Annotated in this window: 1 protein-coding gene; it reads left to right on the top strand. The window is 50.3% G+C overall.

Annotation, left to right across the window (positions count from 1 at the left end):
• Nucleotide 1 precedes the first annotated feature (1 nt).
• Nucleotides 2-13,426 (top strand): SDR family NAD(P)-dependent oxidoreductase, encoded by a 13,425-nt coding sequence (locus ACWJJX_RS04215; RefSeq protein ID WP_454022751.1) that lies wholly within the window; start codon nt 2-4, stop codon nt 13,424-13,426.
• Nucleotides 13,427-13,439: the final 13 nt, after the last annotated feature.

Genomic DNA, 13,439 nt, shown 5'->3' on the forward strand with positions numbered 1-13,439 from the left:
CGTGAAGAACTTCAATAAGCAAATCACTTTATCGCTGAAAAATCCGTTTATTTTACATCATGACGTTTACGGACAAAAAGTCCTTCCGGGATTGGCTTATATTGATATGTTTTATCAGATTTTCAAAGAGCGCGGCTATTCATACGACGTGCTTCAGCTGCGCCATTTATCCATATATCAGCCGCTTATCGCGAAAGAAGACAGCGCCGTCAAGCTTACGGTTGAATGTACGAAGGTAAAAGAAGGGCGCTGGAAACTTACCGCAAAAGGGGCTGAGGTCAGCGGCGGACGAGTCCAGCCGGAAGAACGTATTTACGTCAAAGCGGAAATGCACGAGACGGCACCCGCAGTTTTCAGAGACACGCTTGATCTTGACTCTGTCAAACGCGAGGCGGAACGCACCATCGATTTAAATGAGCTGTATGCACAATGCAGAAGCCAGGAATTGGTTCACAGCGGATACATGAAAGCGGAAGGAGAAGTGTTTGAGGAGCGGGACGGCGTCACCTTTGATGTATCGCTCGGAAAAGACGCGATGGGACAGGCCGAAGGGTTTTTGTTCCATCCGACTCTTCTTGACGGAAGCGGCGTCGGCGCAAACCTATTGATCTCCTCGCTGTTAAATGGGGAAAAGAGGCTGTTTCTGCCTCTTTTCTACGAATCTTTTACAGCTTCCGAACCTTTGCAGGCCGGCTGCATCACGAGAATCAAACGTTCGTCGCTCAGGCAGGAAAAAGAGCTCATTTACATTACACTGGAGTTTTTTAACACATCCGGCCGAAAAGTAGCCGAGCTGAAAGATTTTACAAGCAAGCTCGTGCGGGATGCCGAGCTGATCAATACAGACCGAAAGACTGCTGAGAAGTCTCCTGAAAAAGCCGGTTTACCGGAAGTTGCGGCATCGCTTGAAGGCGGACACCCGCATGAGGAAGCAGAGCGGTATGTCATGAATCTGATGGCGGAAAAAATCGGCAAGCCGCTTGAACAGATTGATTCTCAAGTCGGCTACTATGAAATGGGGCTGACATCGTCCGGACTGCTTGACGTCGTCGAAACGATAAGCGAAAAAATCGGCGCAACCCTTTCTCCGACTTTGCTGTTTGAATATACGACGGCAGCAGAGCTGGCAGCTTTCCTGACAGAGCAGTACGGAAGCCATTTCAGCGCGTCTCCTGCAAAAATAGAGAAGCAGGTTGAGAAGCAAACAGAAAGAAGACGGAAAAGCAGTGTTCCGCAAGATGAAGATATCGCGATTATCGGCATGGCCGGCCGCTATCCGCAGGCCGAAAATATTCATGAATTCTGGGAAAACCTGAAAGAAGGAAAAAACTGTGTCACCGAAATTCCGGAGTCTCGCTGGGACTGGCGCAAATTTGAAAATGTAAAGTCGCCTTCCGGAAAGAGCATTTCAAAATGGGGCGGATTTATTGATGATCCGGATTGCTTTGATCCCCAATTTTTCCGGATTACGCCGCGGGAAGCTGAAACAATGGACCCTCAGGAACGGCTGTTTTTACAAACATGCTGGGAAACGATTGAGGATGCCGGATATACGCCGAAATCGCTCGCAGAGGCGCGCGGACGGAATAAGAGACAGCGCGTCGGCGTCTTCGCAGGGGTGATGCATAAGGATTATACGTTGGTCGGAGCTGAAGCTTCTTCTGAAGATCATGTATTCCCGCTTTCTCTTAATTATGCGCAAATCGCAAACAGAGTTTCATATTTTTGCAATTTTCACGGGCCGAGCATGGCGGTCGATACGGTCTGTTCATCCTCGCTGACTGCGGTTCACCTTGCTGCGGAAAGCATTCGGCGCGGGGAATGTGAATCGGCGGTTGCCGGAGGCGTCAACTTGTCGCTGCATCCGAATAAATATCTGACATACGGTTTATGGGACATGTTTTCAACAGACGGGGTTTGTCATACATTCGGGAAAGACGGAGACGGCTATGTACCGGCTGAAGGAATCGGTGCCGTTTTATTAAAACCGCTGCGAGAGGCGGTAAAAGACGGAGACCGGATTTATGCGGTGATAAAGGGCAGTGCCGTCAACCACGTGGGGACAGTGAGCGGAATTTCCGTGCCGAGTCCTGTCGCGCAGGCCGATTTGATTGAAGAATGCCTGGACAAAGCGGGCATCGATCCGCGCACGGTCAGTTATATTGAGGCGCACGGGACGGGAACTTCTCTCGGCGACCCGATCGAGGTTCAAGGCCTTGTCAAGGCGTTCCGCCAGTACACACAGGACAAACAGTTCTGTTCGATCGGATCAGTGAAGTCCAATATCGGCCATGCGGAATCGGCGGCGGGCATCAGCGGCTTAAGCAAAGTTGCCCTGCAGCTTCACCATAAAACTCTGGTGCCGTCTCTTCATTCCGAGGAGCTGAATCCGTATTTAGATTTTGAGCAATCACCGTTTTACGTCCAGCATCATACCGAAGCATGGCAGCAGCCCTCAGTAAAGGAAAACGGAAATGAGACCGTATATCCCCGGCGTGCGGGCATCAGTTCTTTCGGGGCGACAGGTTCAAACGTACATCTCATTCTGGAGGAATTTGTCCCTGAAGAATCACACGGAACAGTGGCTGAACCGGCAGAAGAACAGACATTCATTTTCCCGGTTTCAGCCCGGAATGAAGAACGGCTAAAAGAGTATGTTGCGAAGCTGTCTGCATTTATTCATCCCGGCCTGCCGCTTGAGGATGCGGCGTATACACTTCAGATCGGCCGTGAACAGATGGAGGAGCGGGTTGCGTTCACCGCTCAGAATATGACACAGCTCAAAGAGCGGCTGGAAGGCTTTCTGGCGGGTAAAACGGTCAGCGGGTGCTGGCGGAACCGAGCCGATAAAAGCAAACAGGCAGAGCTTGCTCCGGACTTGATACATAATTGGCTTTCTTCCGGGAGTCTGGAGATGATTGCCGAAAAGTGGGCCGGCGGAGGAACGATGGATTGGAATCTCTTGTACAGTGAAAACAAACCGAATCGGATCAGCCTGCCGACATATCCATTTGAAAAAATCCGGTATTGGGTGCCAAAGGCGGAGAAAAGAGAATCGCTGCCGCAAAACAGGGCAGGCATGCTGCATCCGCTCCTTCATGAAAATGTATCAAACATGTCAGGCGTCCGTTTCCGGTCCTCTTTTAGCGGCGGAGAATTTTTCCTGAAAGATCACGTCGTCAAAAACGAGCGGACGTTACCGGGAGCGGCTTATCTGGAAATGGTCCGGGCGGCCGTTGAACACGCGGCAGAAACGAAGGAAGAAGGAACAGTCCGTCTGAAACATGTCGCATGGATACGTCCGTTTACAGCGGCGGATGAGTCCGCAGAACTGTATCTCCGTCTTTATGATAAAGAAAATGGGGAGATGGGCTTCACGGTTTACAGTGAATCGGCTTCCTCGGAACAAGAGCCCGTTCTCTATGCGCAAGGAAGCGCGGCGTTTGTCCGAGCGGGCGAACCGGCCAAAATCGAGATTGACAAATTAAGAGAGTCACGCCGTCTGATCACACCTGACGCTTGCTATCAGGCATACAAACAGATGGGGATTGAATACGGGGATGCTCACAAAGCGGTCACGGAAATCTATGCAAAAGACAGCAAAGTGCTCGCGAAGCTCTCACTCCCGTCATCTATTTCTCATACAAAAGATCAGTTTGTCCTTCACCCGAGCCTTTTGGATGCGGCCTTCCACGCGACAATCGGGTTAATGCTTGACAGAGACGGGACTGACATAAGGCCGATGCTGCCGTTTGCTCTCGAACAGATTGATGTGTTGAAAAGCTGTAAAAGCGATATGTGGGTTTCCATTGCGTACAGCGGCGAAAGCAAGCCTGAAGATGCCGTGCAGAAGCTGGATATTGATGTATGTGACGAACAAGGCAATGTATGTGTGAAAATGACTGGTTATTCCGCACGGGAAATTGAAACGGATAAAACAGATACACTATTTTTTGAACACGTATGGGAAGAGAAGACCGCTGTACATGAAAAAGCACCGACTCATTTCAAAGCCCGTCACGTGATGATATCAGACCGGTTTACGGATCAAATGAACAGCATACAGACAGACTTCAGCTGTCATGTGCTCCGTGATCAGCATAAGAGTGAAGACGAACGGTTTGAAGCTTGTGCGCTTCAGGCGTTCGAAGAAGTGAAGAAAATCCTCGCTTCAAATTCCGGCGGGCGCGAGCTCATTCAGATTGTCGTGCCTCAAGAAGCGGATACGCAGCTCCTTTGCGGCTTAACGGGGCTTTTGAAAACAGCGGCGCTTGAAAACCCGAACCTGACCGGCCAGCTGATTGAATTGGAGCCGGACGTCAAGGCAGACACGCTGTCCCGATATGTAAAAGAATGCAGCGCTCATCCTGATGACAAGCATATTCGCTATGAAAACGGCAAGCGCTATACGGCACAATGGCAGGAAACAGGGCTTGAACAGTTCGGCGCCGAAAAGCCGTGGAAGGATAAAGGTGTTTATCTGATCACAGGCGGTGCGGGCGGACTCGGATTTTTATTCGCCAAAGAAATCGCCCGGCATGCAAAAGACGCCGTTCTTATTTTAACGGGGCGTTCTCTGTTGGATAACCGTAAAAAAGTCCAGCTTCAAGAACTGTCCGATCTCGGCGCGCAAGCCGTGTACAAACAAACGGACATGACGGAAAAACAAGAAGTTCAATCGCTCACAGCGGACATCTGCCGGAAGTACGGCGGATTAAACGGTATCATACACAGCGCGGGAACGATAAAAGACAACTATATTCTGAAAAAGCACAAAGATGAAATCCGTGATGTACTGGCGCCGAAAGTCTCCGGGCTGGTTCATCTTGATGAAGCGGCAAAGGACATTGAGCTTGATTTTCTGATTCTTTTCTCTTCCGGAGCCGGAAGCGCCGGAAGCGCGGGCCAGGCTGATTATGCGATGGCCAATGCGTTTATGAACGCCTTCAGTGAAAAAAGAAACCGTAAAAAAGCCCGAAATGAACGCTATGGACACACCCTTTCAATCTGCTGGCCGCTTTGGAAAGACGGCGGCATGACGGTTGATGCTGAAACGGAAGCGATGCTGACAAAAGAAAGCGGCATGGTCCCTATGAAAACAGAAAACGGCATCCATGCTTTGTACCGCGGGTGGGCGGCAAACACATCCCAAATCATGGTGACGGAAGGCTACGCCGCAAAAATCCGGGCGTTTCTGAAAAAATCAGCGGATGATCAGCCGGATAAGGGCAGCAAAACGGAAGAAACGGCAGGTCTTACAGCAGGCGGAGAGAACATGCTTGCAGAAAAAACGGAGCATTTCTTGAAACATGTGCTTTCGGAAGTAACCAAACTTCCTGTCGGCAAAATTGACGCCAAGGCGCCTATGGAAGATTACGGAATTGATTCGATTATGATTATGCATTTGACGGGCCGGCTGGAAAAGAGCTTCGGTTCATTGTCAAAAACATTGTTCTTCGAGTACCAGAATATCGAATCGCTGGCGCAGTATTTTATGAAAGCACACCGGGACACGCTGCTGGAAGTGACCGGGATGAAAACAGAAGAAACCCCTGCAGCCAAACCGGCGCTGTCTGAAAAAGCCGAAATAAAGCCCGTTTCCAAACGGAATGAAGGCAAAAAAGGCTTTGCGCAAGTCCGCACAGACACGCGGAAAAATCCAGTGACGGAGCGTGAAGATATCGCGATTATCGGTATATCAGGACGATATCCGCAGGCCGAAAATCTTCAGGAATTTTGGAAGAACTTGAGTGAAGGCACTGACTGCATAACCGAAATTCCAAACGATCGCTGGGATCACAGTCTTTATTACGACGCTGATAAAGATAAAGAAGGCAAGACGTACGGAAAATGGGGAGGATTTTTGAAAGACGTGGACAAATTTGATCCGCAATTCTTCTCTATTTCGCCCCGGGATGCAAAATTGATGGACCCGCAGGAGCGGTTATTCCTGCAATGTGTCTACGAAACGATGGAAGATGCCGGTTACACGCGCAAAAAGCTCACGGAAACATCGGGTGATTTGCTTGGCGCCAATGTCGGTGTTTACGTAGGCGTCATGTATGAGGAATATCAGCTTTACGGAGCCGAAGAACAGGCGCGCGGAAAATCGCTTGCGCTGACCGGAAATCCGTCATCAATTGCGAACAGGGCTTCCTATGTATTCGGTTTTAACGGTCCGAGCATGGCGCTGGATACGATGTGCTCTTCTTCTTTAACAGCCATTCATCTGGCATGCCAAAGCTTGCGGAACGGGGAATGCGAGACAGCATTTGCCGGGGGCGTCAATGTATCCGTTCATCCGAATAAATATTTGATGCTCGGCCAGAACAGATTTTTATCAAGCAAAGGCAGATGTGAAAGTTTCGGTGAAGGCGGGGACGGTTATGTGCCCGGTGAAGGAGTGGGAGCCGTACTCCTTAAGCCGCTTTCTAAAGCGAAAGCGGACGGTGATCATATTTACGGCCTGATCAAAGGAACGGCCGTAAACCATGATGGAAAAACAAACGGGTATTCCGTACCGAACCCGAACGCCCAAGCCGCGGTGATCAAACAGGCGTTAAAAGACGCGGGAACCGATCCGAGGGCGGTCAGCTACATTGAAGCCCACGGTACCGGGACTTCACTCGGTGATCCGATTGAAATCACGGGTCTGACAAAAGCCTTTTCAGAACAAACACAAGATAAACAGTTTTGTGCCATCGGCTCAGCGAAATCCAATATCGGGCACTGTGAAAGCGCGGCGGGCATCGCGGGTCTGACGAAGGTGCTCCTGCAAATGAAACATAAGAAACTCGCACCCTCACTGCATTCCCGGACGCTTAACCCGAATATTGATTTTCTCGCTACGCCGTTTAAAGTGCAGCAGACGCTTGAAGAGTGGAAAAGACCGGTCATAAATGAAAACGGAGTAAATAAAGAACTGCCGAGAACCGCGGGGCTTTCCTCATTCGGAGCCGGCGGCGTCAACGCTCATATCGTCATCGAAGAATATACCGCTGATGAGGATAAGGAGACGGCTTTTGCCGCACCTCATCCGTCGATGATCGTCCTTTCCGCGAAAAATGAACAACGGCTTCAAAAACGGGCGGAACGTCTTCTTGATACGCTTCGGAGCGGGCGTTACCGGGAAGCGGATCTGAGCCGGATCGCCTATACGCTTCAAATCGGACGTGAACCGATGGAAGAGCGTCTCGGAATCATTGTCAGCAATTTGCGCGAGCTTGAAGAAAAGCTTGACGAATTTACGGGCGGCAAGGAGTCAATTGAACGGCTCTACCGCGGACAAGTCAAACAGAATAAAGACACGATGGCGCTGTTTGCGGCTGATGAGGACATGGAAAAAACAATTGAGGCATGGCTTGAAAAAGGCAAAGCCGCAAAGGTATTAGAGCTTTGGGTGAAGGGCCTTCCGCTGAATTGGGATAAGCTGTATCAAATGGGCAGACCGCAAAAAATCAGTCTCCCGGCCTACCCGTTTGCAAAAGACCGTTATTGGATCGACACATCAGCTGATACAGCTGTCAAAAGACCGGCCGAAACACAGTCTGCGCCGATCGCACCGGCGGCCGTCCCGGAACCGGTCATTGAAGTAACAACTCTTCACGAGGAGACTGCCAAAGAAAAACCGTCAAACATTTTATTGCAGCCTTTGAGCGGCGCGACACCGAAAAGAACCGTACAGTCTGCTTCCAGTCCGGCGGTTTCCGCTGAAAAAGTAAGTGCCGAATTAACGGAAAGGTTGGCGGACGTTTTATATATGGATGCCGACGATATCGACGCAGATGACACATTTATTGATATCGGCATGGATTCAATCACCGGTCTTGAATGGATAAAGGCCGTTAATAAAGCGTACGGCACGTCCCTTACGGTGACGAAGGTATATGATTATCCGACAATCCGCCAGTTTGCGGCCTTCTTGCAAAAAGAGCTCGGGACAGAACCGATCCTTGAGGAAGCAGCCGAACCGCAGAAAACAGAGGCCGTAAAAAAACCGTCAAACATACTGCTGCAGCCTTTAAACGCTCATAAGCAGCATGTGATACAAGCAGAAGCGGATATTCTGGAGGCGATGTCTGAAACGGCAGCTTCCGCCGAACCGGAAGAACCGATTGAAGCGGTGCATGACGAGTTATCAAAAGCACTGGCTGATGTATTGTACATGGAGCGGCATGAAGTGGATATTGATGAGGCCTTTATTGACCTCGGTATGGATTCGATTACCGGTCTTGAATGGATAAAGGCCGTCAATAAACGGTACGGCACGGACTGTAATGTAACGAAAGTGTATGATTATCCGACAATCCGTCAATTTGCCGATTTTCTGCGCACGCAGCCGTCCGTCCGCGGAAGAAAAAAACAGGCGGTTCCCGTACGTCCAAAGCCGCTTACGCAGCAAGCCGCCCCGCAGGAGAAAACACCTGCCGAGCCGGAGAGATTAACGGTTCAAAAGGAACCTGAACCGGTGCAGGCCAAACGGGAGCCTAAAGACGAGATAGTGGACGCGATAGCCATCGTCGGCATGTCGGGCAAGTACCCGGATGCGCCGGACCTAAAGACATATTGGGACAACTTAGCCCATGCGAAAAACGCCATTCGCGACATCCCGCTTTCCCGCTGGGATGTAAACAAATACTATGATCCGGCCTTAAACAAGAAGGGCAAAGTATACTGCAGATCAATCGGTATGCTTGACGGCATTGAAGAGTTTGATCCGCTGTTCTTTAATATATCTCCGTCTGAAGCGGAACTTATGGACCCGCAGCACCGGATATTTTTACAGGAAGGTTTTAAAGCCTTTGAAGATGCGGGTTACAGCTCAAAAGAATTAAACGGAAAAAATTGCGGCGTTTATTTGGGGATTATGAACAATGAATACGGCATGATGTTAAACAAACATCAGACAGGAGGAAGCGCGACGGGCAACAGTTTCAGCATCGCGGCGGCCCGCCTGCCTTATTATCTCAATTTGAAAGGGCCGGCCATTCCGATTGATACGGCATGCTCTTCATCTCTTGTCGGGACTCATTTGGCGCGTCAGGCGCTGTTGAATCATGAAATTGACATGGCCCTTGTCGGCGGCGTCACCTTGTATTTAACGCCTGAATCATACATCAGCATGTGTGAAGCAGGAATGCTGTCTCCTGACGGCCAATGTAAAGCATTTGATAACAGTGCGAACGGATTTGTGCCTGGCGAAGGCGCGGGGGCGCTCGTTTTGAAGAGGCTGAAAGATGCGGAAGCCGATCAAGACCATATTTACGGAGTCATTATCGGATCAGGAATTAACCAGGACGGAAAAACCAACGGCATTACCGCACCAAGCGCGAAAAGCCAAATGGATTTAGAGCGTCAAGTGTATGAAGCGCACAACATCCACCCTGAGAGCATCACCTATGCGGAAATGCACGGCACCGGCACAAAGCAGGGGGACCCGATTGAATTAGAAGCCTTATCTTCTGTATTCAAGGAAAAAACGGACCGCAAACAATTTTGCGCCATCGGTTCGGTTAAATCGAATATCGGGCATACGTCGGCGGCGGCAGGTGTAGCAAGCGTCCAGAAGGTTCTGCTGTCGATGAAACATCAGCAGCTTGTGCCGACCCTTCATTTCAGCACGCCGAATGAACATTTTGATTTCGATGACTCGCCTTTATTTGTCAATACCGAACTTAAACCTTGGGAAACAGGCGGAGCACCGCGGCGGGCCTGTGTCAGCTCATTCGGCTACAGCGGCACAAACGCTCATCTCGTTATCGAAGAGTATCAGCCGAAAGACCGGGGAAGCCGTAAGTCTGATGAGACAAACATTTTTGTGCTGTCGGCGAAAAAAGCGCCGCAGGTAAAAACCTATGCCGAGTCTGTGATCCAATTTGCAAAAGCCAATCAGAATATCAATCTTTCAGATATGGCATACACGCTTCAGACCGGGCGTGATGCGATGGATTACCGTCTTGCGGTTACAGCCGGTTCGAGAGAAGAACTGATCAGCCGTTTAACCGATTTTGTAAACGGAAATACGGGTGAAGGGATATATGAAGCCCACATCAAAACGGCAAAAAAAGAAATCAAAGCATTTGAAACGGACGATGATCTGAAGCAGCTTGTCAGGTCGTGGTTCGATAAGAAAAAATACGTCAAAATAGCGGAATTGTGGGCCAAAGGGCTTCAGACGGACTGGGACAGACTCTATCAAGGCGAAAAACCCCGCAGAATCAGTCTGCCGGCTTACCCGTTTGCGAAGGAGCCTTACTGGCTGCCTGAACCGAAAGCCGTACCGCAGGAAACAGAAGACCGGCGCAAGGCTGTGCTTTTAGAAAAGCAATGGGTTCCGAGTGAGGTCGATTCGGCCGGTGAGAAAAGCGGCAGGACGGTCATGATTCTGGCTGATGCAAGGACAGCGGGGCTTGCCGAAGAGACTGCAAAGCATTTCGCTGACTCGTTCATTTTCCCGGCCGATTCCGCTGACACTGCAGCTAGCGATTGGAATCACATAGATGGCGCAATCGATCTGACGGGATGCGGAGACGAAGACCTTTCACTGGAAGGGATCAGCCGGCTCCAGACTCTGATTGATACAAGCCGCCGGCAAGCGCGGCCGCTGACGCTGCTATATGTAACAAAAGGCTTGGAGCCATTTCAGCAGAAAACGATTCATCTTGCAGGAGCGGCAAAAAGCGGCCTGTACAGAATGCTTCAAAATGAGTATCAAAACGTGACGTCCAGACACATGGATGCCGATACAGATACGGATCAGCAGACGCTTGCCAAACAGATTGCAGATGAATTTTCGGCGGACAGCACAGAACCGGAAGTCTGCCGCCGAAACGGAAAGAGATACCGTGTTTTGTTCAGCGAGATTCCAAGCGGGAAGCGAGCAGAACATAAGCCAGCACCGTTTCCTGAAGACCATGTGCTTTTCATTACCGGAGGGACGAGGGGACTGGGTCTCTTATGCGCCCGCCATTTCACAGAAAAACACGGCGTGAAAAAAGTAGTGTTGACAGGCAGGGAGCCGATTCCTCCCCGTCATGAACGGTCAGCCGTTAATACGAGGCTGAAAGAGAAGATACGGGCGATTGAAGAGCTTGAAGCAAAAGGAGTGCAAGTGGCGGTGATCAGTCTGAAATTGTCTGATCATGATGCGGCGGCAGCGGAAATTGAAACGATCCGGCGCACGATGGGACCGATCGGCGGCGTCATTCACTGTGCGGGATCGGTTAATTCAGTAAATCCGGCGTTTATCAGAAAGACTGCCGACGATATACAAGAAGTGCTGGAACCGAAAGTCGCCGGGCTTCAAACATTAAGCAGCCTTTTCACAAATGATCCTTTGCAATTTTTTGTCTTATTTTCTTCAGTATCTGCAGTCGTTCCGGCGCTCGCGGCGGGACAGTCGGATTATGCGATGGCAAATGCGTACATGGATTATTTCGCGGCGGCTCATCAGCATCAATATCCGTTAGTCAGCATTCAATGGCCGAACTGGAAGGAAACCGGATTGGGTGAAGTCCGCACAGAAAACCTGAAGCAGACCGGGCTGCTGGGACTGTCCAACGCGGAAGGACTTGACTTGCTGGACCGCATTTTATCTGAAAACATCCGCCCGTCCGTTCTGCCGGCTATCGTGGATCGGAGCGAATGGCATCCCGACAGGCTGCTCTGTCAAGAGAAAAAACAAAAAGAGACTGAAGCCGTAATAAACGGCAAAGACGCGGACAAACATTCAGACAGAGAACTGCTTCTTGATACGAAGGCGTGGCTTGTGAAACTGTTTTCCGATGAGCTGAAAATCGCTCCGGAAGAACTGGAAACAGACGAACCGTTTCAGGATTACGGGGTTGATTCGATCATTTTAGCACAGCTTTTACAGCAAATGAATCATGCGCTCAAAGAGGACTTAGATCCGTCTGTTTTATATGAACATCCGACGATTGACGCGTTTGCCGAATGGCTTGTATCCAATGGTCAGCCGCTGCTTGCAGAAAGGGAGGAACCTGATACAGAAATGTTGGTTCCGGCTGCCGTACAAACGGTTCACACTGAACAAAAGCGTGATGCCGTAACTGAAGACATTGCCGTCGTCGGAATGAGCTGCCGTTTTCCGGGAGCGGAATCGTTAGAACAATATTGGGATTTGCTGAGAAGCGGCAGGTCCGCAATCGGCTCCGTCCCGGCGGAACGTTTCGGATATGCAAATCAATATGTTGCGGGATTGATTGACAATATGGATCACTTTGATTCCGAATTCTTTTTCATTCCGGAAAACGACGCGAAAGCGATGGACCCTCAGGCGTTGGCGGTGCTGGAAGAGAGCTTGAAACTTTGGTGCCATGCCGGCTATACCCGTGAAGAAATCAAGGGCATAGAAGCCGGTGTTTATATCGGAGGCCGCAGCCAGCATCAGCCCGATCCTGAAAGTCTTGCGAATACCCGCAACCCGATTGTTGCGGGCGGGCAGAATTATTTAGCGGCAAACGTTTCGCAATTTTTTGATCTGCGCGGGCCGAGCATCGTGCTTGATACGGCTTGTTCATCGGCTTTGACAGGAATGAACATGGCCGTTCAGGCACTGAGAAGCGGCGATATCAAAGCGGCGGTAGTTGGCGGCGTCAGCCTGCTGAACACGGATGCGGCGCACCGGATGTTCCAAGAGCGCGGGCTGTTAAACGAAAAACCGGCATTTCACGTATTTGACAAGCGTTCAGGCGGAGTTGTCCTCGGTGAAGGCGTCGGCATGGTTCTGTTAAAAACAGTAAGCCAGGCGCAAAAAGACGGCGACACGATACACGCGGTCATTAAGGCTGCCGCCATGAACAATGACGGCAGAACGGCAGGCCCGTCAGCCCCGAATATGCAGGCGCAAAAAGACGTTATGCAAAGCGCGCTTTTCAAAAGCGGCAAAAAGCCGGAAGACATCAGTTATATCGAAGCAAACGGATCGGGTTCCGCGGTGACTGATTTGCTTGAGCTGAAGGCGATTCAATCTGTATACCGCTCAGGTCCGCATGTTCCGCTCGGCATCGGGTCAATCAAGCCGAACATCGGGCATCCGCTTTGCGCCGAAGGCATCGCAAGCTTCATTAAAGTCGTATTAATGCTGAAGCATAAACAAACGGTTCCGTTTCTCTCAGGAGACGAACCGATGCCGCATTTTGATATAACAAAGACAGATTTTCACTTTCATAAAACAGCCGGCGAATGGGATGCAGCCAGACCGTCAGCAGCCATCAACTGCTTTGCCGACGGCGGAACGAACGCCCACGTCATTCTGGAAGCTTGGGAAGAAAAAGATACCCGAATGAAAAGAAAGCCGCTGCCGGTACCGTCATTAAGACGTAAGGCTCTGGTAAAAGAACCTGACGTACGAGCGGAGAAACAAGAGCTTCCTGCGAAAAAAATGTTTTGGAAAGCATTTAAATAAGAGAGGAGTGGGA

Source organism: Bacillus sp. YH3-2-B2, from assembly GCF_053663335.1.